This window comes from Streptomyces puniciscabiei, from assembly GCF_006715785.1.
Classification (GTDB): Bacteria; Actinomycetota; Actinomycetes; order Streptomycetales; family Streptomycetaceae; genus Streptomyces; species Streptomyces puniciscabiei.
This window is the reverse complement of the sequence record NZ_VFNX01000001.1, coordinates 646,132-670,229: the sequence shown is the minus strand read 5'-3', so window position 1 is coordinate 670,229 and position 24,098 is coordinate 646,132. Positions and strand designations below refer to the sequence as shown.

General features: G+C 71.1%; 21 protein-coding genes. 3 read left to right on the top strand and 18 right to left on the bottom strand.

Going from position 1 to position 24,098, the window contains the following annotated elements; translation table 11 throughout:
- Positions 1-65 precede the first annotated feature (65 nt).
- Positions 66-896, bottom strand: a complete 831-nt coding sequence (locus FB563_RS03095; RefSeq protein WP_055709761.1) for a helix-turn-helix transcriptional regulator — start codon at positions 894-896, stop codon at positions 66-68.
- Between the two features lie 114 nt (positions 897-1,010).
- On the opposite strand from FB563_RS03095, the gene FB563_RS03090 reads away from it, so the two are divergent.
- Together FB563_RS03090 and FB563_RS03085 are read left to right on the top strand one after the other, a co-directional pair.
- Positions 1,011-2,684: an AMP-binding protein gene (locus FB563_RS03090; RefSeq protein WP_055709762.1), complete on the top strand. Its 1,674-nt coding sequence runs from the start codon at positions 1,011-1,013 to the stop codon at positions 2,682-2,684.
- Positions 2,681-4,297 carry an AMP-binding protein gene (locus FB563_RS03085; protein ID WP_411573225.1) on the top strand — a complete coding sequence of 539 codons (1,617 nt, stop codon included), beginning with the start codon at positions 2,681-2,683 and terminating at the stop codon, positions 4,295-4,297. Before FB563_RS03090 ends, FB563_RS03085 begins: the two co-directional genes overlap by 4 nt.
- Before the next feature lie 112 nt (positions 4,298-4,409).
- On the opposite strand, the gene FB563_RS03080 is transcribed toward FB563_RS03085, so the two are convergent.
- A complete protein-coding gene (locus FB563_RS03080) occupies positions 4,410-5,144 on the bottom strand; it encodes a hypothetical protein (protein WP_199833004.1) in 735 nt (244 codons plus the stop codon).
- Positions 5,145-5,408: 264 nt separating this feature from the next.
- Between FB563_RS03080 and gcl the strand changes: the two genes are divergently transcribed.
- Positions 5,409-7,196 (top strand): glyoxylate carboligase, encoded by a 1,788-nt coding sequence (gcl, locus tag FB563_RS03075; protein WP_079049077.1) that lies wholly within the window; start codon positions 5,409-5,411, stop codon positions 7,194-7,196.
- A 245-nt stretch (positions 7,197-7,441) separates the two neighbouring features.
- On the opposite strand, the gene FB563_RS03070 is transcribed toward gcl, so the two are convergent.
- The 16 genes from FB563_RS03070 to FB563_RS02990 form a co-directional block, all read right to left on the bottom strand.
- Positions 7,442-7,672, bottom strand: coding sequence for a hypothetical protein (locus FB563_RS03070; RefSeq protein ID WP_055703649.1), 231 nt, complete (start codon positions 7,670-7,672; stop codon positions 7,442-7,444).
- A gap of 613 nt (positions 7,673-8,285) precedes the next feature.
- A complete protein-coding gene (locus FB563_RS03060; RefSeq protein ID WP_055703650.1) occupies positions 8,286-9,764 on the bottom strand; it encodes a catalase in 1,479 nt (492 codons plus the stop codon).
- A 173-nt stretch (positions 9,765-9,937) separates the two neighbouring features.
- Entirely contained in the window at positions 9,938-10,828 is an 891-nt protein-coding gene (locus FB563_RS03055) for a 2-hydroxy-3-oxopropionate reductase (protein WP_055703651.1), read from the bottom strand.
- 44 nt (positions 10,829-10,872) lie between these two features.
- Positions 10,873-11,712, bottom strand: coding sequence for a TIM barrel protein (locus tag FB563_RS03050; RefSeq protein ID WP_055703652.1), 840 nt, complete (start codon positions 11,710-11,712; stop codon positions 10,873-10,875).
- A gap of 149 nt (positions 11,713-11,861) precedes the next feature.
- Complete coding sequence (locus tag FB563_RS03045) at positions 11,862-12,656, bottom strand: hypothetical protein (RefSeq protein ID WP_055703653.1); 795 nt, start codon at positions 12,654-12,656, stop codon at positions 11,862-11,864.
- A 34-nt stretch (positions 12,657-12,690) separates the two neighbouring features.
- Positions 12,691-13,179, bottom strand: coding sequence for a hypothetical protein (locus FB563_RS03040; protein WP_107100486.1), 489 nt, complete (start codon positions 13,177-13,179; stop codon positions 12,691-12,693).
- Entirely contained in the window at positions 13,176-14,450 is a 1,275-nt protein-coding gene (locus tag FB563_RS03035; RefSeq protein ID WP_055703655.1) for an MCE family protein, read from the bottom strand. Before FB563_RS03035 ends, FB563_RS03040 begins: the two co-directional genes overlap by 4 nt.
- Positions 14,447-15,721 (bottom strand): MCE family protein, encoded by a 1,275-nt coding sequence (locus tag FB563_RS03030; protein WP_208766281.1) that lies wholly within the window; start codon positions 15,719-15,721, stop codon positions 14,447-14,449. Before FB563_RS03030 ends, FB563_RS03035 begins: the two co-directional genes overlap by 4 nt.
- Positions 15,718-16,827, bottom strand: a complete 1,110-nt coding sequence (locus tag FB563_RS03025; protein ID WP_199832690.1) for an MCE family protein — start codon at positions 16,825-16,827, stop codon at positions 15,718-15,720. The genes FB563_RS03030 and FB563_RS03025 overlap by 4 nt, the downstream gene beginning before the upstream one ends.
- Positions 16,824-17,834 carry an MCE family protein gene (locus tag FB563_RS03020; protein ID WP_425281738.1) on the bottom strand — a complete coding sequence of 337 codons (1,011 nt, stop codon included), beginning with the start codon at positions 17,832-17,834 and terminating at the stop codon, positions 16,824-16,826. Before FB563_RS03020 ends, FB563_RS03025 begins: the two co-directional genes overlap by 4 nt.
- 260 nt (positions 17,835-18,094) lie before the next feature.
- Positions 18,095-19,135 (bottom strand): MCE family protein, encoded by a 1,041-nt coding sequence (locus tag FB563_RS03015; protein ID WP_055703657.1) that lies wholly within the window; start codon positions 19,133-19,135, stop codon positions 18,095-18,097.
- A complete protein-coding gene (locus FB563_RS03010; protein ID WP_079048485.1) occupies positions 19,132-20,379 on the bottom strand; it encodes an MCE family protein in 1,248 nt (415 codons plus the stop codon). Before FB563_RS03010 ends, FB563_RS03015 begins: the two co-directional genes overlap by 4 nt.
- A 5-nt stretch (positions 20,380-20,384) precedes the next feature.
- The gene (locus FB563_RS03005) at positions 20,385-21,200 is read right to left on the bottom strand and encodes an MlaE family ABC transporter permease (protein ID WP_055703659.1); all 816 of its coding nucleotides are present in this window, start codon (positions 21,198-21,200) and stop codon (positions 20,385-20,387) included.
- 3 nt (positions 21,201-21,203) lie between these two features.
- Positions 21,204-21,974, bottom strand: a complete 771-nt coding sequence (locus FB563_RS03000; protein WP_023545776.1) for an MlaE family ABC transporter permease — start codon at positions 21,972-21,974, stop codon at positions 21,204-21,206.
- Positions 21,971-22,900 carry an ABC transporter ATP-binding protein gene (locus FB563_RS02995; RefSeq protein WP_055703660.1) on the bottom strand — a complete coding sequence of 310 codons (930 nt, stop codon included), beginning with the start codon at positions 22,898-22,900 and terminating at the stop codon, positions 21,971-21,973. The genes FB563_RS03000 and FB563_RS02995 overlap by 4 nt, the downstream gene beginning before the upstream one ends.
- Before the next feature lie 119 nt (positions 22,901-23,019).
- Entirely contained in the window at positions 23,020-24,027 is a 1,008-nt protein-coding gene (locus FB563_RS02990; protein ID WP_142218441.1) for an RNA polymerase sigma factor, read from the bottom strand.
- Between the last annotated feature and the right edge of the window lie 71 nt (positions 24,028-24,098).

The window sequence follows — 24,098 nt, the reverse complement described above, 5'->3', positions numbered from 1 at the left end:
TGGTCAAGCATAAGGAAATTCAAGGCGTCGCCGCTTGAATGGGTAGGTTTCCCAACTGACCGCCGTCACGGCAGCAGTCCCGCCCTGCGCGCCGCGGTCACCGCCTCCCCCCGGGTGTGCGCGCCCAGCTTCCGCATCGCCGAACGCAGATAGCCCTTCACCGTCTCCGCGCGCAGCCCCAGCCGCTCGGCCACGGCCGCGTTGGTCGCCCCCGCCGCCACCCAGGACAGCACGTCCAGCTCCCGCGGCGCCAGGGTCACGCCGCCGGACCGTGGCGGCGCCGTCAGCAGTCCGCAGGCCGCGAGCAGTTCGGCCCGCAGTTCCGGGTCGCCGATCCGGGGGGCGAGGGCGCGCAGCGCCGCATGCGCCTCACGCACCTGTTCCCAGGCGGCACCCTGGTCGCCGCCGGCGGGCTCCGGGCGGGCCGCCGCCAGCAGTCCCCGCGCCTCGTCGCGCACCACCAGCGCCTGCTCCACGTCCCGGGCGACGGCCATGGCCGCGCCCAGCGTGCGGTCGCCGAGCGGCTGGGCCGAGCGCAGCGCGCCGTACAGCACGCCGCGCACCCGGCGCCGTACCACCACCGGGACCGCGACGACCGAGCGGATGCCCTCCGCGGCCACCGGCACGTCGTACTCGTGGCTGATCTGCCGGGAGCTGGGGTAGTCCGTCACCGCGCACGGGCGGGCCAGTGCCACCGCCTTGCCGCCCAGCCCGTTGCCGGAGGTCACCGCGAGCGAGCGCAGGGCGGCCGTGGTGGTGCCGCTCAGCTCGCTGATCCGGATCTGCGGCCGGCCGGACTCGACCAGCCCGCCGAAGGCCACCGGAAGCCCCGTGGCACACCGCAGCCGGGCCAGTGCGCCGCCGATCTCCACCGTGCCCGCCGGGTCTGCCGTCACGTGTCCGCCCCTTCTGCCGCCCCCACCCCCGTTCGGGGGTGGTGAGACCTGCATCACGGATTAGACGATGCCAGAGAGCCGCCCGGCAATGGTCCGGTGATGAGGAGGAACCAGATGACGACGGCGACCGAGTCGTTCCGCGAGGCCCGGGACTTTCTGCTGGCGCACCGAGCGGACTATGCCGCCGCCTACGACGGCTTCGCCTGGCCCCGGCCCGCGCAGTTCAACTGGGCGCTGGACTGGTTCGACGTGATCGCCGCCGGCAACGACAGGACCGCGCTGCACATCGTCGAGGAGGACGGCGGCGAGAGGCGCCTGTCGTTCGCCGAGCTGTCCGAGCGGTCGAACCGGGTCGCGAACCAGCTGCGGGCGCGGGGCGTCGCCGCCGAGGACCGGATCCTGGTCATGCTCGGCAACCAGACCGAGCTGTGGGAGACCGCGCTGGCGGCGATGAAACTGCGCGCGGTGGTCATCCCGGCCACCCCGCTGCTCGGGCCGGCCGATCTGCGCGACCGGGTGGACCGGGGCCGGGTGAGGCACGTGATCGTACGGGCCGAGGACACCGCGAAGTTCGCCGACGTGCCCGGCGATTACACGCGGATCGCGGTCGGCGGCCTGCCCGAGGAGGGCTGGGAGCCGTACGAGGACGCGTACACCGCACCCGCCGAGTTCCTGCCCGACGGCCCCACCCTGGCCGACGACCCGCTGATGCTCTACTTCACCTCCGGCACGACCGCCCGCCCCAAGCTGGTCGAGCACACCCACACCTCGTACCCCATCGGGCATCTGGCCACCATGTACTGGATCGGCCTGAAACCCGGGGACGTGCACCTGAACATCTCCTCGCCGGGCTGGGCCAAGCACGCCTGGTCCAATCTCTTCGCGCCGTGGAACGCCGAGGCGACCGTCTTCCTCTTCAACTACACCCGCTTCGACGCGGCCCGGCTGATGGCCGAGATGGACCGGGCGGGCGTCACCACCTTCTGCGCCCCGCCGACCGTGTGGCGCATGCTCATCCAGGCCGACCTGGGCCTCCTCGCCACCCCGCCGCGCGAGGTGGTGGCCGCCGGTGAGCCGCTCAACCCCGAGGTCATCGAGCAGGTCCGGCGGGCCTGGGGCGTCACCATCCGGGACGGCTTCGGGCAGACCGAGACCGCCGTACAGGTCTCCAACAGCCCCGGCCAGCCGCTGAAGACCGGCTCCATGGGCCGCCCGAGCCCCGGTTACCGCGTCGAGCTCCTCGACCCGGTCTCCGGCGCGCCCGGCGCAGCCGAGGGCGAGATCGCCCTCGACCTGTCCGAGCGCCCGGTCGGCCTGATGACCGGCTACCACGGCGACCCGGACCGCACGGCCGAGGCCATGGCGGGCGGCTACTACCGCACCGGGGACATCGCCTCCCGCGACGCGGAGGGATACCTGACGTACGTGGGCCGGGCGGACGACGTATTCAAGGCGAGTGACTATAAGATTTCCCCATTTGAGCTGGAAAGTGCCCTTTTGGAGCACGAGGCGGTGGCCGAGGCCGCCGTGGTGCCCGCGCCGGACGAGCTGCGGCTCGCCGTGCCGAAGGCGTACGTCGTGCTCGCCGAGGGGTTCGAGCCCGGACCGGACACCGCGAAGGTCATCTTCGAGCACTCCCGTCAGGTGCTCGCCCCCTACAAGCGCGTCCGCCGGCTGGAGTTCGGCGCGCTGCCCAAGACCGTCTCCGGCAAGATCCGCCGGATCGAGCTGCGCGAGGCGACGGCCGCCGGCTCCGCGAACGAGTACCGCGAGGAGGACTTCCGGTGACCGCACCGCTGCCGTACCCGCAGGGGACCTCGCTGTCGTACACCCACGGAACCGGTTCCACCGCCCTGCTCGGCGACACCATCGGCGCCAACCTGGACCGGGCCGTGGCCGCCTGGCCGGACCGTGAGGCGCTGGTCGACGTGCCGTCGGGGCGGCGCTGGACGTACGCGGAATTCGGCGCGGCCGTCGAGGAGCTGGCCCAGGCGCTGGTCGCGAGCGGAGTCGTCAAGGGCGACCGGGTGGGCATCTGGGCGGTCAACTGCCCGGAGTGGGTCCTGGTCCAGTACGCCACCGCCCGCATCGGCGCGATCATGGTGAACATCAACCCGGCCTACCGCACGCACGAGGTCGAGTACGTTCTCAACCAAGCAGGGATCTCCCTGCTGTTCGCCTCGCTGAGCCACAAGAGCAGCGACTACCGGGCGATGGTCGAGGAGGTGCGCGGCAGGTGCCCGGCGCTGCGCGAGGTCGTGTACATCGGCGACCCGAGCTGGGAGGCACTGCTCGGGCGGGGCGCCGGTGACGCGCCGTACGAGGAACTGTCCTGCGACGACCCCATCAACATCCAGTACACCTCGGGGACCACCGGTTTCCCGAAAGGCGCCACCCTGTCCCACCACAACATCCTCAACAACGGTTACTTCGTGGGGGAGTTGATCGCCTACACCGAGCAGGACCGGATCTGCATCCCCGTGCCCTTCTACCACTGCTTCGGCATGGTCATGGGCAACCTGGCCGCCACCTCGCACGGCGCCTGCATGGTCATCCCGGCCCCCTCCTTCGACCCGCAGGCCACCCTGGAGGCGGTGCAGCAGGAGCGCTGCACATCCCTCTACGGCGTCCCGACCATGTTCATCGCCGAGCTGAACCTCCCCGACTTCGCCACGTACGACCTCTCCACCCTGCGCACGGGCATCATGGCGGGCTCGCCGTGCCCGGTGGAGGTGATGAAGCGGGTCGTCGCCGAGATGCACATGGCGGAGGTGTCCATCTGCTACGGCATGACCGAGACCTCCCCGGTGTCGCTGCAGACCCGCCGCGACGACGACCTGGAGCACCGCACGGGCACCGTCGGACGTGTGCTGCCGCACCTGGAGGTCAAGGTCGTCGACCCGGCCACCGGAGTCACTCAACCGCGCGGGACGGCGGGAGAGTTGTGCACCCGCGGCTACAGCGTGATGCTCGGCTACTGGAACGAGCCCGAGAAGACCGCCGACGCCGTCGACGCGGGCCGCTGGATGCACACCGGGGACCTGGCGGTGATGCGCGAGGACGGGTACGTCGAGATCGTCGGCCGGATCAAGGACATGATCATCCGGGGCGGCGAGAACATCTACCCGCGCGAGATCGAGGAGTTCCTCCACGCCCACCCGAAGATCAGGGACGTCCAGGTCGTCGGGGTGCCGCACGAGACGTACGGCGAGGAGGTCCTGGCCTGCGTCATCCCGCACGACGCGGCCGACCCGCTCACCCTGGAGGAACTCCGCGCCTTCTGCCAGGGCCGGCTCGCCCACTACAAGATCCCCAGCCGGCTGCAGATCCTCGACTCGTTCCCGATGACGGTGTCCGGAAAGGTGCGCAAGGTCGAACTGCGGGAGAAGTACCAGGTGTGAGACGGCCGGAACCGAGCATCCGATACATGCTCGGGGACGGGTCCCGGAGAGCGCACTGTCGGCGGCGCACTCGGCCGGGACCCGTCGAACAGCGGCGCATCGACCCCGGGGCTCAGCTGCGCCGGTCCCGCCGCCGGGGTCCGGGTTCCGGCGCGCCCTCGGTGTTCAGCGCGTCGGCGTGGTCGTTCACCGGCTGCGGGACGCCCGCGAGGTCCAGGACGAAGAGGGGGACGCCGAGGGTGTCCGCCCGGGCCCGGGCGTCGTCCCGGTAACCCGCGAGGGAGAAGTACACGCAGCCCGCGGACTCCGTCATCGCGGTCAGCCACAGGCACTCCACGTCCCGCGGCGCCGCCGGGCGCACGGTCGGGTCCACCTGGGCGAGGAGCCCGTGCGCGGCGAGGCCGATGCCGTTCGGGGGCCGCTGGTCGGCGCGGCGGATGTCCCGGTAGCCGAGCCAGCGCAGATACAGCGCGGCGACGGTGACGGCGTCACGGGCGGTGCGGATGGCGCGCGGCTGGAAGGCGGGGCGGTGGGCGGGGGTATCGGGCTCGCCCGGCGCCGGTGAGAGACCGCTGTCCGCCGGAGGTGTCACCGCCACCGGGATGCGCAGGACCGTGCCGCAGGGGCAGCCCAGTTCCGGGTGCGGCCACTGGCACCGGCGCCCGCAGGCGGTGCACGGCACGGAGATCCATTCGTCGTCCCAGGCCCGGTGGGCGGCCACGGCCGGTGCGCCGGCCGGATCCAGTCGCGGGGCGGTGGGCGCGCCGCACACGCACGGATACCACGGCACGGTGTAGACGTGCTCGCGCCGGCAGGCCGGGCAGCGCACCGGCACGCTCTTGGGCATGGCCCACCCCCAGGCGTCACCTCGGAACCGTCGCGTCGGGACAGCGGCTCCCATCGTCCTCCTCTCGCACGCCGCTTGTCCGGCGCTTGACCTGTCTCCGGTCTCCCTTGACGGCAGTTGGTGCCCGCTTCTACATTGATTCCAGATAGTAGAAGTTTACTTCCGCAATACGGAAAAGATTGCGGAGTGTGACCACCTGGAGACTGTGCTCACCGCGGGGCGCGACGGGAGTACGCATCCGAGAAGCCGAAGCAGGAGTACTCGATGGCTCGTATGACCGCTGCCCGCGCGGCAGTTGAGATCCTCAAGCGCGAGGGCGTCACCGACGCCTTCGGTGTGCCGGGCGCGGCGATCAACCCCTTCTACAAGGCGCTGAAAGAGGGGGGTGGCATCAGCCACACCCTCGCCCGCCATGTCGAGGGCGCCTCACACATGGCCGAGGGGTACACCCGCACCAAGCCGGGCAACATCGGCGTCTGCATCGGCACGTCCGGTCCGGCCGGCACCGACATGATCACCGGCCTGTACTCGGCCATCGGTGACTCCATCCCGATCCTGTGCATCACGGGCCAGGCGCCCACCAGCGTGATCCACAAGGAGGACTTCCAGGCCGTCGACATCGCCTCGATCGCCAAGCCGGTCACCAAGATGGCGGTCACGGTCCTGGAGGCCGCGCAGGTCCCCGGCGTCTTCCAGCAGGCCTTCCACCTGATGCGCTCCGGCCGTCCCGGGCCGGTCCTGATCGACCTGCCGATCGACGTCCAGCTCACCGAGATCGAGTTCGACCCGGAGACGTACGAGCCGCTGCCCGTCTACAAGCCGGCCGCGACCCGCGCCCAGATCGAGAAGGCGATCACCTTTCTTCTGGAGTCGCAGCGCCCGGTCATCGTGGCCGGCGGCGGCATCCTCGGCGCCGACGCCGCCGACCTGCTGGTGGAGTTCGCCGAGCTGACCCAGACCCCGGTCATCCCGACCCTGATGGGCTGGGGCGTGCTGGCCGACGACCACGAGCTGAACGCCGGCATGGTGGGCGTGCAGACCTCGCACCGGTACGGCAACGCCAACTTCCTGGAGTCCGACTTCGTCCTCGGCATCGGCAACCGCTGGGCCAACCGCCACACCGGGTACAAGCTCGACGTCTACCGGGGCGACCGCAAGTTCGTCCACGTCGACATCGAGCCCACCCAGATCGGCAAGATCTTCCCGCCGGACTACGGTGTGGTCTCCGACGCCAAGGCCGCGCTGGAACTGTTCGTCGAGGTGGCGAAGGAGCTGAAGGCGCAGGGCAGGCTCCCCGACCGCAGCGACTGGGTCGCCTCGACGCAGGAGCGCAAGGCCACACTGCTGCGCCGTACGCACTTCGACAACGTGCCCATGAAGCCCCAGCGCGTGTACGAGGAGATGAACAAGGCCTTCGGCCCGGACACCCGGTACGTCACCACCATCGGCCTCTCCCAGATCGCCGGCGCGCAGATGCTGCACGTCTACAAGCCGCGGCACTGGATCAACTGCGGCCAGGCCGGTCCGCTCGGCTGGACCATCCCGGCCGCGATCGGCGTCGCCAAGGCCGACCCGGACTCCCCGGTGGTCGCGCTGTCCGGCGACTACGACTTCCAGTTCCTGATCGAGGAGCTGGCGGTCGCCGCCCAGCACAGGATCCCCTACGTCCACGTGCTGGTGAACAACGCCTACCTGGGCCTGATCCGCCAGGCGCAGATCGGCCTGGACATCAACTTCCAGGTCAACCTGGAGTTCGAGAACATCAACACGCCCGAGATCGGCGTCTACGGCGTGGACCACGTCAAGGTCGCCGAGGGGCTGGGCTGCAAGGCCATCCGGGTCACCGAGCCGGACCAGCTGGGCGCGGCCTTCGAGCAGGCGAAGAAGCTGGCCGCCGAGTACCGGGTGCCGGTCGTCGTCGAGGCGATCCTGGAGCGGATCACCAACATCTCGATGAGCCGCACCATGGACATCAGCGACATCTCCGAGTTCGAGGAGCTGGCCACCGAGCCCGGCCACGCGCCGACGTCCATCAAGCCGCTGAAGGTCTGACCCTCACGTCACACCGCCAGGCACACCAAGGGCGGCCCGTCCCCAAGGACGGGCCGCCCTTTCGCGTCCCCCGTGGCATCCCCCGTCGTGCTCCCCCGTGCGGGGCCCGCCGCCCCCGTGCCGGCGGGCCCCTGGTGCACGTAATCTGCCCTGCCGCGGGGGCGGTTGAAGCCTCCAGCGCTGTCTTCAGAGGTTCATTTGAGGATGGCGTAGCCCGCCTACGACCACTGTCGTACGCCCGGCCGTCACAGCTCGTGCTCCGACAGCCCCGGCCAGTCGTCGGGTCCGCCGCCCTGCCACTCGATGAGATCGCTCTCCTCCACCTCGATCCGGTCCAGATCGGCCAGCCGCAGGATCTCCACGACATCGTCCAGATGCGAGGCGATCCCCAGCGTCACGTCTCCCTCGGTGACCCGCCGGGACCCGTCCAGGGCGGGCGAGTGGACCACGATGTGCGGGTACTGCGTATTGCCCATGTGCTCAGCGTGCTGCGCCGGCCGGCTTCTCGCACGTCGGCCGCCGCCCGGTGGTGCCGGGCGCGGTGGGCGGGTGCCTTCAGTGAGGTGGTGGTCCTGCGCCGGGCCGACGGCGGGATGCCGATGGCCGGCCGCACCGCCGTGGCCAAGGCGCGCACCGCGCTGCTCGCCCTGCGGTCCTCCGGCCCGATCGAGCCGCCCGGAGGGATCGTCGACAGGGACATGCGGAGAAGGTGCCCCGCAACGCCGAACGCTCCCTCTGCGCGGGCGTCGAGCCGGCGTGGGGAGCGTTCTCGGTGATGGCCGTCCGACGGCGCGAGGCTGGGCGCGACAGGTCGTTCGCGCCGCCGGACGGGGTGGGGGAGCCCCCGCGAAGGGGCTGGGTGGGACCGTGGTGGGTGCGACGGAGCCGGGGACCCCTTCCCTCTGGTCGAGAAGGGGACTCGGTCCTTCACCACCGCACTGGCTCACACGCCGCCACGGTCCTCGCCCTGCCCGCGCCCACCGTCGTACGGCCACCCCTCATCCGGGTCGTACGGCGTGCCGCGCGGGCCGCGTACGGAGATCATGACCTCCCGTCAGATCCCGTACGCAGTTCGGGTGTTACCTGTCCTCAGTCCTCGCGCAGGGCGCGGACCGCCTCCTCCACGCGCTTGCCGTACTCCGGGTCGGCGGCGTGGAAGTGGGCCAGGTTCTTCTCGATCACGTCGTCGCGGGAGACCTGCGAGAGGCCGCCGGCGATGTTCGCGACCAGGCGGGACTTCTCCTCCGCGGACATCAGCCGGTACAGCTCGCCCGCCTGGAAGAAGTCGTCGTCCTTGGTGTGGAGGGGGGCCGTGTGGGTGCCCGTGTGGCCCGACACCGCCAGCGGGGCGGACAGCGGGCGGCCGGTCTCCACCGGGCCGTCGTAGGAGTTCGGCTCGTAGTTCTTGGCGCCGCGGCCCTGGCCGTTGACCGCCATGAAGCCGTCGCGGCCGTAGTTCTGGGCGCCGCCCGGGACCGCCTTGGGGGCGTTCACGGCGAGCAGGGTGTGGTTGACGCCCAGGCGGTAGCGGTGCGCGTCCGCGTAGGCGAACAGGCGGCCCTGGAGCATCTTGTCGGGGGAGGGGCCGATGCCCGGCACGAAGTTGTTCGGGGAGAACGCGGCCTGCTCGACCTCGGCGAAGACGTTGTCCGGGTTGCGGTCCAGCACCAGGCGGCCCACGCGCTGCAGCGGGTAGTCCTTGTGCGGCCACACCTTGGTCAGGTCGAACGGGTTGAAGCGGTAGTCCGCCGCCTCGGCCGCCGGCATGAGCTGGACGTACAGGGTCCACGACGGGTGCACGCCCCGCTCGATGGCCTGCAGCAGGTCCGTCTGGTGGGAGTTGGGGTCCTTGCCCGCGATCTCCGCGGCCTGCTCGCTGCTCAGCGAGCGAATGCCCTGGTTCGTCTTGAAGTGGTACTTGACGAAGAAGGCCTCGCCCGAAGCGTTCGTCCACTGGTAGGTGTGCGAGCCGTAGCCGTTCATGTGCCGGTACGACGCCGGGATGCCGCGGTCGCCCATCAGCCAGGTCACTTGGTGCGTGGCCTCGGGGGCGTGCGCCCAGAAGTCCCAGACGTTGTCCGGCTCCTGACGGCCCGTGAACGGGTCGCGCTTCTGCGAGTGGATGAAGTCGGGGAACTTGATCGGGTCCTTGATGAAGAACACCGGGGTGTTGTTGCCGACGAGGTCGTAGTTGCCCTCCTCGGTGTAGAACTTCACCGCGAAGCCGCGCGGGTCACGGACGGCGTCGGCGCCGCCGAGGGAGTCGGCGACCGTGGAGAAGCGCACGAACACCTCGGTGCGCTTGCCGATCTCGCTGAGGAAGTCGGCGTGGGTGAAGCCGGTGACGTCGTCCGTCACCTCGAAGTGGCCGTACGCGCCGGAGCCACGGGCGTGCACCACGCGCTCCGGGATGCGCTCGCGGTTGAAGCGCGCGAGCTTCTCCAGGAGGTGCTGGTCCTGGATCAGGAGCGGGCCGCCTACGCCGGCGGAGGCGGAATTCTGGTTGTCTGCGACCGGTGCGCCGGACTCCGTGGTGAGAGTTCGCGCCGTGAGCACGCGCTTCGACATCGTGGACCTTCCGTGCGGGTGGCAGCGGAAATCTTCTTCCGCTTTGTGGAGCCTAGAAGTAGGGCGATCTGGGCGTCAACAGTTTGTTGAAGTTGATTCCGGGCCGCGGCGCCGCCTGGGCGCGACAGGACAGGTGTCAGCGGCGCCGCGGCCCGGAAGTCTTCGGGGACCGGTCAGACCTGGGCGCCGGAGAGGCGCTCCACGGCCCGCAGCAGGGCCGAGTGGTCGAGGCCCCCGTCGCCCTGGGCGCGCAGGGAGGCGACCAGCTGGGCGACCACGGCGCCGACCGGCAGCGCGGCGCCGACGTTGCGGGCGGCGTCGGTGACGATGCCCATGTCCTTGTGGTGCAGGTCGATGCGGAAGCCCGGCTTGAAGTCGCGGTTCAGGAAGTTGTCCTTCTTGCGCGTCAGCACCGTCGAGCCGGCCAGGCCGCCGTTGAGGACGTCGAGGGCGGCCTGCAGGTCCACGCCCGACTTCTCCAGGAAGACCACGGCCTCGGCGCACGCCTGGATGTTCACGGCGACGATCAGCTGGTTGGCCGCCTTCACGGTCTGGCCGGAGCCGTGCGGGCCGCACAGCACGATGGTCCTGCCCAGCGCCTCGAAGATCGGCTTGGCCTGGTCGAAGTCGGCCTGCTCACCGCCGACCATGATCGACAGCACGGCCTCGATGGCACCGGCCTCACCGCCGGACACCGGGGCGTCCAGCACCCGGATGCCCTTGTCCTTGGCGGCCTTCGCGAGGTCCACGGAGGTCTGCGGGGTGATCGAGGACATGTCGATCAGCAGGGCGCCCTGCTTCGCGTTCTCCAGGATGCCCTCGGGGCCGTAGGAGATGGCCTCGACCTGCGGGGAGGCGGGCACCATGGTGATGACCACGTCGGCGTCGCGCACGGCCTCGGCGATGGAGGAGGCGGCGGTGCCGCCGGCGGCGGCCAGGCGGTCCAGCTTGTCCTGCTCCAGGGTGTAGCCGGTGACCTGGTAACCCGCCTTGATCAGGTTCTCGGACATGGGGGAGCCCATGATGCCGAGGCCGATCCAGGCGATCTTGGGAAGAGTGCTCATGTCAGGGGGTGCCTCTCTCAACTGCTGTGCAAAGTCATGGGTGTTCAGCGGGCCGCGCGGGCTTCGCGCGGGAGCCAGTCGAAGGCCTCGGCGCTCGGGCGGTCGCCGGCCTTGTACTCCAGGCCCACCCAGCCGTCGTAACCGGCCTTCTTGAGCTGGTCGAGCAGCTCAAGGAGCGGCAGCGAGCCCGTCCCGGGGGCGCCGCGGCCGGGGTTGTCGGCGATCTGGACGTGGCCGGTCTTCGCCGCGTACTGCTCGATGACCGAGGGCAGGTCCTCGCCGTTCATGGACAGGTGGTACAGGTCCATCAGGAACTTGGCGTTCCCGAGACCCGTCGCCTCGTTGACCTTGTCCACGATCTCGATGGCCCGGGGCGCGCTCACGATCGGGCACTTCGGCGACTCGGGCGCGTTGAGGGCCTCGATCAGGATGGTGCCGCCGACCCGCCCGACGGCCTCGGCCGCGAGGACCAGGTTCTCCAGGGCGAGCGCGTCCTGCTCGGCCGGGTCCACGCCGTCGACGCGGTTGCCGTACAGGGCGTTGAACGTCGTGCAGCCCAGGGACCCGGCGAAGGCGATGGCCACGTCGATGTTGGCGCGGAACCTCTCCGACTCCGCGCCGGGGATCGACAGGGCGCCGCGGTCCGGGCCCGGCAGCTGTCCGGCGTAGAAGTTCAGGCCCGTGAGCTGCACGCCCGCGTCCTCGATCGCCTTCTTCAGGGCGTCGAGCTCGGACTGCTCGGGGGTGGGGGAGTCGACCCAGGGCCACCACAGCTCGACCGCCGTGAAGCCCGCCGCGGCGGCGGCCGCGGGACGCTCCGGGAGCGGGAGTTCCGTGAAGAGGATCGACAGGTTGACGTTGAAGCGCTGGTCTGCGAATCCCACGGGGACGGCGCTCCCTTCTCTGTTATTCCGTATTGCGGAAGTTGGTTTCTGCTGTATGGAAAGACTGCCTGTGAGGGGGGAGGACTGTCAAGAGAGCCCACGAAAAAGTGCCCCCGCGCGAGCGCGCGGGGGCACAGGGGAAGGCCTGGTCAGAGGGCGTCGACGCCGCTCACCTTCCAGCCGCCGGAGGTGCGGGTGAGGGTCATCCGCACCCGGTTCAGGTCCAGCCGGGGCTCCGGGACCTGGGTGCTCTCGGTGATCTGGTTGACGAAGAGCAGGACGACGACCCTGTCCGGCGAGGCGGACACGACGGAGACCGCCGGGGCGCCGCCGTCGGAGGGCGTGGCCACGGTCGCCTTCACCACGCCGTGGTACTTCGTCGCGGTCGGCGCGACGACCGTCTTCGTCGTCCTGCCGTACTGGTCGCGGAAGTGCCCGGTCAGCAGGGCGCGGGCCCGGGCGAAGTCCCGGCCGAGGTGCCGGTAGTCGTACGACAGCACGACCGGCGCCGCCTTCCGCGCGGCCGCGAGGGCCTCGCCGCGGGCCTGCTCCGCCTGCCGCCCCTGCCGGTACTGCCACCCGAGAACGGCGGCCATGACCAGGGCCGCCACGAGGACGACGCCCAGTACGGCGGTGAGCACGCGCCGTCCGAGCCCGCGCGGGGGCGGGGTCTCCTGCGGCTCCTCGTCGGATGCCTCGGATGCCTTGGGCGACTCGACCGGCTCGACCGGCTCGGGCTCCGGCGGGTCCTCCCAGCCGGACGCCGGGGGATCGATGAGCAGGGTGCGCCCGTGGGGCGTCTCCTGGTGCGGGTGGTCCGGGCCGGCACTGCGTTCGGGCCGCGTCGGCCGCCCCGCCCGCTTGGCCGCCGCCCGGGCGGCCGCGGTCAGGGTGCGGCGGGCCGGGGAGCCGGTGCCCCGCACGCGGGAGGTGGGGTTCGCCACGGTGTCTCTCCTCAACTCTGGTCTCACGGGCGGGTCAGCCCACGAAGGCGACGTCGGAGGTCAGCCAGCGGCCGGCCACCCGCACGAGGTCGAGCTGGATCCGGTAGGTGCGCGCCTGGCCCTCCGGCGCGGCGGTGTTGGTCACCTTGCTGTCGGCCACGACCAGGACCCGGGCCGAGTGCTCGTCGGAGCGCACGATGCCCGCTTCCAGAACCTGTCCCTCGGACACCGACCTGTTCTGCGCGACGAGCTTGGTCAACTGCGCGGTCTGCGCGGCGAACTGCTTCTTGAAGTCGCCGGTGGCGCCGTTCAGCACGGTGCGGCTGTCCCGGCCGTAGTGCCGGTAGTCGAGCGAGGTGAAGTTCAGCGCCGACTGGCGGGCCGCCGCCAGGATGTCCTGACGGCGCTGCTCCGCCTGGCGCTGGTCGGCCAGCTTCAGGCCCAGCCAGACGCACAGGACGGTCGTCAGCACGGTCGCGGCGACGAGCCCCGCCGACAGCAGCCTCCTCCGCCCCCCTGTCATGCCATCGGTCCCACGAGCAGCCATTGCCACGACTCCTTTCCGAACACGGTCTGTTCGCCGCCTGTCGAGCCGATCTCGACGGGCGTTCCGCCCGGGCCGGTCACCGTGCCGGTCTCCGGGTCGTACGGGGCCACGAACGCGGCCTGGTTCGCGCCGGCCGGACCGGTCGTCGCGCCGGGTGCGTGCTGCGCGCCGCGCACCGAGGTCTTGCTGCCGCGCGGTGCCGTGCAGTGCGCGGCGGTGTTCGCCGGGCGGGTGCTGGTGTCGGCGGGGTCGCGCCGCTGGGTGCCGTAGCCCTGGGTGCAGGCGGGCGGGTCGTCGGCGTTCACGGTCAGCCCGAAGTGGGTGGTGCCGTCGCCGGGGATCACCGTGTAGCTGCCCGCGACAGTGAGCGGGAGCGTGACCAGGGCCTGTTCGACGCCGGGCAGCCGGGCCACGGTGATCTGGCCGCCGCTGATCAGGTTGGCCAGCAGGACCGGCACCTGTGGTCGCGTGGACTTCAGCAGGGAGTCGAGCTGCTGGGCGGCGGGCGCGGTGGTGCCGATCAGCCGGCGCAGATCGCCGTCGCTCGATTTCAGCTGCTGGGTGAGATCGGCCAGGTCGCGGGAGAAGGACTTGATCGCCGAGCCCTGGTCGGCCTGGGTCCTGAGCACCTTCCGCGAGTCCTCGATCAGCGAGGTCGTCTCCGGGAGCGACTGGGACGCCGACTCCACCAGCGCGTTGCCGGAGTCCACCAGACGGCTGAGGTTCGGCCCGGTGCCGGCGAAGGCCTTGCCCAACTCGTCGACGGTGACCCGCAGATCGTCCTTGCCGACCGAGTTGACCAGCCGGTCGAGGCTGAGGACCAGGTCGGTGACCGGCAGCGGGGTCCGGGTCCGGCTGCGCGGGATCGGGCTGCCGTCCATCAGGTACGGCCCGCCCGACCGGCGCGGCTGGAGGTCGACGTACTGCTCGCCCACCGCCGAACGGTCGGCGACCACGGCGAGCGTGTCGGCCGGGATCCGCGGGGCGCCGTCCTCGATCTTCAGCGCCACCGACACCCCGGAGCCGTTCAGCCGCAGGTCGCTCACGCGGCCCACCGGCACACCCCGGTAGGTGACCTCGGCGCCGGGGAAGACGCCCCCGGACTCGGCGAAGTCGGCGCGCACGGTGTAGCCGCGGTGCAGGACGTCGTCCAGCAGGCCCGTGTACCGGGCGCCGACGTACGACACCCCGAGGGCGGTGACGGCCGCGAAGGCGAGCAGTTGGGCCCTGACCGTACGTGTGATCACGGCAGCATCCCCTTCAGCATCAGCTCGGCGAGGCCGAGGTCGACCCCGGGCGGGAGGCGACGCGCGCCGTCCGAGGTGCCGTAGGCCGCGGTGCACACCGGTGGGCACAGCAGGGTGCTGCCGTCGGACGGCTTCGAGGGCACGGGTGGCACGGTCGGGGCGCCGGGCAGGGACGGCGGGGCCGGCAGGGACGGGAGCGGGGTGGGAGTGGGGACGCCGGGCAGGCTCGGCGGCTTGGGCGCCGGGGACTTCCTGCCCTTGCCCGGCTTTCCGGTGACGTTGCCGTAGAGGCCGGCCAGGTCCAGGTCGGCGGTGATCCTCAGGTTGACGTAGTCGCCCCTGATGGCGTCCGTGGCGTTGCGCGGGAAGGGGTAGGTGGTCAGGATCTCCAGGGAGTTGGGGAGGTCGTCGCCCGCCTTGTTCAGCTCCGCCAGGATGGGCTGCAGCTCCTTCAGGTTGGCGACCGTGTCGTCCTTGGAGGCGTTCACCACGCGGGTGCCGGTGGTGCCGAGCCTGGACAGGGCGGTGAGCATCTTCGTCAGGTCCTTGCGCTGGTCGGCGAGGGCCTTGAGGGCGGGCGGCATGGTGTCGACGGCCTGGGCGATGGTCTTCTTCTCCTTCTTCAGCCGCTTGGCGAGCCGGTCGACGCCCCCCAGCGCACGCACGATCTCCGCCCGCTGGTCGTCGAGGCCCCCGAGGAACGTGTCGAGCTGCTTCAGCAGCGACCTGACCCGGTCCTCGCGGCCGTTCAGGGCCCTGTTCAGCTCGACGGTGATCGTCTTCAGCTGGGCCACCCCGCCGCCGTTGAGCAGCGCGGACAGGGCCGACAGCACCTCCTCGACCTCAGGGTTGCGGCCGCTGCGGGAGAGCGGGATGCGGTCGCCGTCGCGGAGCCGGCCGACGGGCCGGGTGCCGGGCGGAGCCGAGAGGGCCACGTACTTCTCGCCGAGCATGCTGGTCTGCCGCAGATCGGCGACCGCGTTGCCGGGCAGCTTCACCGAGTCGGCGATTCTGAGTCGCACGCGCGCGTGCCAGCCGTCCAGCTGCACCTTCTCGACCGTGCCCACGGTGACGTTGTTCACCTTCACCGCCGACTGCGGCACCAGGTCCAGTACGTCCCGGAACTCCACGGTGACGTGGTAGGCGTGGCCGTCCGAGGCGGCGCCGCCGGGCAGCGGGACGTCGTACCAGCCGTTGAACTCACAGCCGGTCAGCAGCAGCGAGCCGACCGCTGTCCAGGCGGCCGCCCGCCCCATGCTCCGCACGCTCATGCCCGTGCCCCCAGGATTCCGCCGAGGGTCTTGTCGACCGTGCCCGTCGTCGCGGGGGCCGCCGGCAGCTTCGGCAGGGAGTCGAAGAGTTTCTTCAGGTCCGTGCAGCTGCCGTGGTCGTCCCCGGTGGTCCTGAGGATCGAGCAGAGCAGGGACGCCGGGTCCTGCGGGGTCTGGGCGTTGTTGCGGGTGTCGAGGGTGCCGGCGGCCGGGTTGTAGGCGTTCTGCAGGTTCGACAGACCCGTGGGGGCGACGGTCAACAGCTCCTCCAGTGCGGCCCGTTGGGTGACGAGGACCTTGGTGACCTTGGCCAGGCCCGCGACGTCCGAGGTCAGCGCCTTCTTGTTGCCCTTCACGAAGCCGGACACGTCACCGAGGGCGGCGGCCAGGTACTTCAGCGCGGCCGCGAGATCCGTGCGCTCCCCGGCGAGCTGCCCGGCCACGTCGGCGAGGTCGGTGTCGAACGACCGCACGCTGGTGTCGTCCGCCGCCAGCGCGGCCGTGAACACCTGGAGGTGCCGGACGGTTCCGAACAGGTCGCCGCGGCCGTCGGACAGCGTGGTGACCGCCTGGGACAGGTCCTCGACCGTCTGGTTGAGGTCCTTGCCCTGGCCCCGGAGGTTGTCCGCGCTCACCCCGAGCAGCCGGGACAACGAGCCCCGCTGGTTGGCGCCGTTCGGCCCGAGCGCCTCGGCGGTGGTGTGCAGGCTGTCGAAGATCCGGTCCAGCTCGACGGGGACGGCCGTACGGGACTCGGGGATGACGTCGCCGTCCCGCAGGAGCGGTCCCTTCCGGTACACCGGCAGCAGCTGTACGTAACGGTCGCTGACGACCGAGGAGTTGACGATGGCGGCCTGCGCGTCGGCGGGAACCTTGCGGCCCCGGTCGTACGCCAGCTCCACCCGGACCCGGCCGCCCTCCGGCGTGATCTTCTCGACCTCGCCGATGCGGACACCGAGGACGCGGACGTCGGAGCCGGGGTAGATGCCGACCGTACGCGGGAAGTACGCCGTGACCCGGACCGGGTCGGAGTGCGGCCACAGGGCCACGGCGAGCGCCACGACGACGGCGAGCGCGGTGAACAGGGCCAGGAGTCTGCGGGTCATCGGGTGCCTCCCGTCCGCGGCGTGACCGGAGCCGCGACCAGGTTCTGGACGTAGGAGTCGAACCAGCGGCCGTTGCCGAGGGTGTTGGTGAAGAGCCGGACGTACGGCGCGAGGAGCCGCACACTGCGGTCGAGGCTCGCCTGGTTGCGTTCCAGCATGGTCACGAAGGTGTTCAGGTTCTTCAGGGCCGGCCCGATCTCCTTGCTGTTGTCGTCGACCAGACCGGACAGCTCGATGCCCAGCAGCGCCGAGGCCTTGAGCAGCTTGTGGATCGCCGCGCGGCGGTCGGCGATCTCCTTGAACAGCGCGTCGCCGTCCTTCACCAGCGCGGAGAAGTCCTTCGTGTGGTCGGCCAGCACCTTGGTGACCCCGTTCGCATGGTCGAGGAGCCCGCGCAGTGCCTTGTCCCGGGAGGCGACGGTCCGGGAGATCCGCGACAGCCCCTTGATCGATGCCCGTACCTCCGCCGGCGAGTCCTGGAAGGTGACGGAGATCGTGTCCAGCGCCTTGGCGAGCCGGTCCGTGTCGACCTTCTCGCTGGTCGTGGTCAGGTCGCTGAACGCCTGGACGACGTCGTACGCCGACACCGTCCGCCCGAGCGGGATCTCGCTGCCCGGCTTCAGCTGGCCCGGCCCCTTCGGGTACAGCGCCAGGTACTTGGCGCCGAGGATCGTCTTGACCCGGATCGCCGCGCCCGTGTCGGTGCCGAATCCCGGGCGGCCCTTCACCTTGAAGGTGACCTTGACGTGGTCGCCGTCCAGGTCGACGCCGTCGACCTTGCCGACCTTGACCCCGGCGATCCGCACCTCGTCGCCCGGCTTGAGCCCGCCCGCCTCCGAGAAGGCCGCGCTGTAGGTGTCGCCGCCACCGATCAGCGGCAGGCTGTCGGCGTTGAACGCGGCGACCGTGAGCAGCGCGAGGACCGTGAGACCGACGGCGCCCACGACGACCGGGTTGCGCTCACGGAACGGCTTCAGGCGCGGGCGCCTCAGCCGGATCGCGGGCAGCTTCGGTGGCAGGACGCGCACCTTCACCAGGGGCTGGGGGCGGGGCCTGCGCTTCGACAGCCGGGGGAGCCGAGGGACCCCAGGGAGATGCGGGAGCCTCAGCAGCTTCGGTGGCAGGACGCGCACCTTCACGAGGGGCTCGGGGCGGGCCTCGCGCTTCGGCAGCGGCCGGGGGAACCGCGGGAGCCTCAGCAGCTTCGGCGGCAGGACCCGCACCTTCACCAGGGGCTCGGGGCGGCGCTTTCGTACGGCACGCAGACTCATCCGCCGCACCTCGCCCGTGCCACATGCAGCTGCGGGGTGAGCACCTGCTTCGTCTCCGGCAGCACGATCCGGCCGTCGAAGTCGCAGAGGTAGAAGTTGAACCACGAGCCGTAGGACGCCGTCCCGGTCAGCTCGTTGAGCTTGTTCGGCAGCCGTTGCAGGACGCCCTCCACGGTCTTCTGGTTGTCGTTCAGCGTTCCGGTGAGCTCGCCGAGCCCGGCGATGTCGTCCTTCAGCGGCGCACGCGCGTCCTTCAGCAGACCCGACGTGACGTCCGCGAGGTCGCCGATGCTCACCAGCGACCTCCCGATGGGCCCCCGGTCGGCGGAGAGGCCCGAGACGACCCGGCGCAGCTGGGTGAGCAGGTCCGAGAAGCGGGAGCCGCGCTTGTCGAGGGTCGCCAGGACGGTGTTGAGGTTGTCGATCACCGAGCCGATCAGCTGGTCGCGGTCGGCGAGCGTCGTGGTGAGCGAGGCGGTGTGCGTGAGCAGGCTGTTCACCGTGCCGCCCTCGCCCTGGAAGGTCTGGATGATCTCGGTGGCGAGCTGGTTGACGTCGCTCGGGCTGAGCGCGGCGAACAGCGGCTTGAAGCCGTTCAGCAGGGCGTTGAGGTCCAGCGCCGGCTGGGTCCGGGACAGCGGGATGGTGCCGCCCGGCCGCAGCCGCCCGGTGCCGTCGCCGGTGCCCTCGGTGAGCGCGATGTACCGCTGTCCGACCAGGTTGCGGTAGCGGACGACCGCGTGGGTGGACGTCAGCAGCGGCCGGTCGGCGGTGACGGAGAACGTGACCTCGGCCAGCGTCCGGTCCTTGATCCGGATGTCCTCGACCTGACCGACCCGGACTCCGGCCACCCTGATGTCGTCACCGGTCTCCAGCCCGGTCACGTCGGAGAACACCGCGTGGTAGGTGTCCTTCGGGGTGAAGGAGAGATTGACGATGGTGGCGGCGAGCAGTGCCGTCGCCGTGATCGTGACCAGCGCGAACAGGCTGAACTTGATCAGCGGGGCGGCGGTCTGCCGGGCTCCTGGCCTGCTCATGCGACGCTCACCGCCGTTCCGCGCGCGAGCGGCCCGAACAGCAGGGTCGCGACGGGCGGCACCTGGTCCGCGGGGACGCCCATGACGGGGGCCACGAGCGAGCCGACGGCCCGCTGTTCGGCCCGGGTGGCGGACACGTCGACACCTCCGGGGAGTGCGCCGCCGGAACCTCCGGCGGACGTACCGTCGTTGAGATGGGGCTTCGGCCCGGGCACGGCCGGGTGCGGCAGGCCACGGCAGTCCGGTCCCGACCGTTCGCCGTAGACCGGCTCCTCACCGGGCCGGTACGCCCCCTGCGGCCGGACGACCTCGAGGGTGATGCGCATCTCGCCGCCCCGGAACGCGTCCTCCGAGGCCTTCTCCTGCCGGACCAGGCCCTGGAAGAGGCACGGGTACTCGGGGGAGTAGCGGGCGAACAGCTCCAGGGTGGGGCGGGAGACCCGGCCGAGGGTGATCAGCCGGTCGCCGTTCTCGGCGAGGAAGTCGTCCGCCGTGCCCGCCGCGGCGGCGGTCGAGCGGAGCCCCGCGGCCAGCTGGTCCTGCTTCTCGACGATCGTGCGGCTGGTGGTGACCGTGTTGCGCAGGATCCGCATCAGATCGGGCGCGGCGTCGCCGTACACCTCGGCGACGTCGGCGAACCGGGAGATGTCCTCCTTCAGCGACGGCAGGTGCGGGTTGAGCCGGCGCAGATAGCCCTCGACCCGGGTGAGGTTGTCGCCGATCCGGTCGCCGCGGCCCTCCAGGGCGGTGGCGAACGCCGAGAGGGTGGCGTCGAGTTCACCGGGCCGCACGGTCCGCAGCAGCGGCAGCAGGTCGTTCATCAGCTGCTGCACCTCGATGCCGACCTTCGTACGGTCCTGGGTGATCACGTCTCCTGCGTGGATGGGCCGGGCCGTGGAGCGGGCGGGCGGGACCAGGTCGACGTACTTCTCGCCGAACAGCGTCTTGGGCAGCAGCCGGGCGTGCACGTCCGCGGGGATGTACGGGACGTAACCCGGCTTCAGCGCGATGTCGAGGGTCGCCTTCGTGCCGTCGGCGTGCACCTCGCGCACCTCGCCCACCAGCACCCCGCGCAGCTTGACGTCGGCGCGCGGATCGAGCTGGTTGCCGAGGGTGTCGGCCCGCAGGGTGATCGGTACGACGGAGGTGAACGCCTGCTGGTAGACGGCCACCGCGAGGGACAGCAGCAGCGCCAGCACGACGAGGAACGCGATGCCGTACAGCCTGAGTCTCAGCGTGCGCACCGGCCTCACCCCGCGATCCGTACGGTCGTGTTGGCGCCCCAGATCGCGAGGCTCAGGAAGAAGTCCAGGACGTTGATGGCGACGATGGACGTCCGCACCGCCCGGCCCACCGCGACACCCACGCCCGCCGGGCCGCCGCTCGCGTGGTAGCCGTAGTAGCAGTGCACCAGGATGATCAGCACCGCGAAGACGATCACCTTGCCGAAGGACCACAGGACGTCCACCGGTGGCAGGTACTGGTGGAAGTAGTGGTCGTAGGTGCCCGTCGACTGCCCGTAGTAGCCGGTGGTGATGGTGCGGGCGGCGAGGTAGGAGGACAGCAGCCCGATCACGTACAGCGGGATCACCGCGACGAAGCCGGCGATCATCCGGGTCGTCACCAGGAACGGCAGCGACGGGACGCCCATCACCTCCAGCGCGTCGGTCTCCTCGCTGATCCGCATGGCGCCGAGCTGCGCCGTGAACCCGGCGCCGACCGTCGCCGACAGCGCGAGTCCGGCCACCAGCGGGGCGATCTCCCGGGTGTTGAAGTACGCCGACAGGAACGCCACGAAGTTGGAGGTGCCGAGCTGGTTCAGGGCCGCGTACCCCTGCAGGCCGACCTCGGTGCCGGTGAAGAAGGACAGGAAGGCGATCACGCCGACCGTGCCGCCGACGACGGCGAGCGCACCGCGCCCGAAGCTCACCTCGGCGAGCAGCCGCAGGATCTCCTTCTTGTAGCGGCGCAGCGTGCGGCCGGTCCACGCGAGCGAACGGCCGTAGAAGGAGAGTTGGGTGCCCAGCTCTTCGAGCGAGCGCAAGGGGCGGTCGAGAAGTCTCATCGGCTAACCCCTCTGCGGGACGACCTGGAAGTACACGGCGGTCATCACGAAGTTGGTCACGAACAGCAACATGAAGGTGATCACCACGGACTGGTTGACGGCATCGCCGACGCCCTTCGGACCGCCCTTCGCGGTCAGCCCCTTGTACGAGGCGACGATCGCCGCGATGGCCCCGAACACCAGCGCCTTGATCTCGGCCGCCCACAGGTCGGACAGCTGGGCGAGGGTGGTGAAGGACGCCAGGTAGGCGCCGGGCGTGCCGTGCTGGAGGATGACGTTGAAGAAATAGCCGCCCGCGACGCCGACCACCGAGACGAGTCCGTTGAGGAGGACGGCCACGACCATCGACGCCAGCACGCGGGGTACGACGAGCCGGTGGATCGGATCGATGCCGAGCACCTGCATCGCGTCGATCTCGTCCCGGATCTTGCGCGCCCCGAGGTCCGCGCAGATCGCCGTGCCGCCGGCGCCCGCGATCAGCAGCGCGGTGACGATCGGGGAGGCCTCGCGCAGCACGGCGAGCACGGACGCGGCACCGGAGAAGGACTGCGCGCCCAGCTGCCGGGTCAGACTGCCGATCTGCAGCGCGATGACCGCACCGAAGGGGATCGAGACGAGCGCCGTCGGCAGGATCGTCACGCTCGCCACGAACCACGCCTGCTGGATGAACTCCCGTGCCTGGAAGGGCCGTCGGGGCAGCGTCCGCACGACGTCCAGCGCCATCGCGAACAGGTTGCCCGAGTGCCTGAGCGCACCGGTCGGGGAGAGGCTCATGCGCTCGTCACCCCCGTCCCGTGCAGCTCGGCCTCGCGTCTCGCGATCGCCTCCCAGCGGGGCGGGCGGCTGATGCCGGGGCTCGGCAGCAGGCGCGGCGTGAGGCCCTGGACCGAGCCGCCGTCGTCGATCTGGGCCAGCTCCTGCTCGACCTGGGCGGCGTCCTTCTCCTCCGCCATGCCGATCGGCCCCTGCATCCGGCCGTTCAGGAACTGCCGTACGACCGGCTCGTCGCTGGTCAGCAGCTCCTCGCGGGGCCCGAACAGCACCAGCTCGCGCCGGAACAGCAGCCCGATGTTGTCGGGCACCTGGCGGGCCGAGGCGATGTCGTGGGTGACGATCAGGAAGGTCGCGTCGATCTGTGCGTTGAGGTCGACGATGAGCTGGTTGAGGTAGGCCACGCGGACCGGGTCCAGGCCCGAGTCCGGCTCGTCGAACAGGATGATCTCCGGGTCGAGGACCAGGGCGCGGGCGAGCCCGGCCCGCTTGCGCATACCGCCGGAGATCTCGCCGGGAAGCTTCCGCTCGGCGCCGATCAGCCCGACCATGTCCATCTTCTCGAGGACGATCCGCCGGATCTCGCTCTCGGACTTACGGGTGTGCTCGCGCAGCGGGAAGGCGATGTTGTCGTACAGGTCCATCGAGCCGAACAGCGCGCCGTCCTGGAACAGCACCCCGAACAGCTTGCGCACCTCGTACAGGTCGTGTTCGCGGAGCCTGGTGATGTCCCGGCCCTGGATCGTGATCGAGCCGCGCTCCGGCTTGAGCAGCCCGACGAGCGTCTTGAGGAACACCGACTTGCCCGTCCCCGAGGGGCCGAGCATCACCGAGACCTCGCCGGCGGGCAGCGTCAGCGAGACGTCCTGCCAGATGACCTGGTGGCCGAAGGACTTGGTCAGCCCTTCCACACAGATCTCGACACCCATCCGGTCCCACCCTTCGCCCGTGGAGCAGCTCCGACATCTGCTCTACGGGGACGGGCGGGACGTCCGTCGCGGCGACCGCGAATTTTTTTCCGGCGCGTTCGAGACGTGTTCCCGGCGTGCTACGGCAGCTTCGGGGAGGGCACGCTCGCGGTCGGTACGGGGAGGGAGGCGGACGGGAGCGGGGGAGCCGAGGGGGGCGAGGGCAGCGCCGGCGCCGAGGGCAGGTGCGGCACCTTCGGCACCGACGGCACCGAGGTCTTCACCGGCAGCTGAGGAAGCGGAGGCGTCGGGACCTTCGGCAGGGGCGGCACGGAGAGAGGCGCGGCGGACTCGCCGGCGGACGGCCGGGCCGTCGTCCGTGCCGGGGCCGCCGACGCCCTGCGCGTGCGCGGAACAGGCACCGGCTCCGTGGTGTCGTTGCGGAGCACCTGCGCCACGCCACGGGACTGTGCCGGGTGCGGCGCCGGAGCGGTCGCGCCACCGCCCCCGCCGAGCACCTGCGGCAGCACGAACCCGGCCACCGCCAGGGTCGCCGCCGTCGAGGTGACCGCCACGGCCTGCACCTTGCCGCCCCCGCGCGGACGCCCGCGCCCGACGAGGAACAGGACCAGCCCGAGCGTGCCGGCCAGCGAGGCGCGCAGCGTCCGCCGGGCCCGGGCGAGCAGCGACTCGACGGTCCGGTAGCTGAGCCCCATCCGCACGGCGACCTGGCCGACGTCCAGGTCCTCGGACTTCAGCCGGAGCGCCTCCGCCTGCCGGGCGGGCAGCTCCCCGCTGCGGACGGCGAGCCATCTCGCCTCGGCCCGGTCGCACACCGCCTCCTCGACGGGCACCGGGCCCGGCGCGACGAGCGTGGGGCGGCGGCCCACCTCGGCCTCGCGGTTGACCTGCCGGTACCGGTCGACGCACAGCCGCATCGTCACCGTCGTCAGCCAGGCGCCGAGCCGCTCGTCGTCGAGGTCCGGGCGCTCCGCGGCCCGCAGCATGGCCTCGTGTACGGCGTCCTCGGCGTCCTCCTGACTCATCGAGCGCCGCCGGGCCACCTTGAGCAGCTGCTCGCGGTGGCTCCACATGCGCCGCCAACGCGCGTCGGCGGCTTCCGTGTCCGCAGGCATGTCCGTCGCCATGAGGGCCCCTTCGCACTCACCCGCCGGTCCCGTGCTTCCGGCGGGTGGCGACATTACCGCCGAGTATCCGC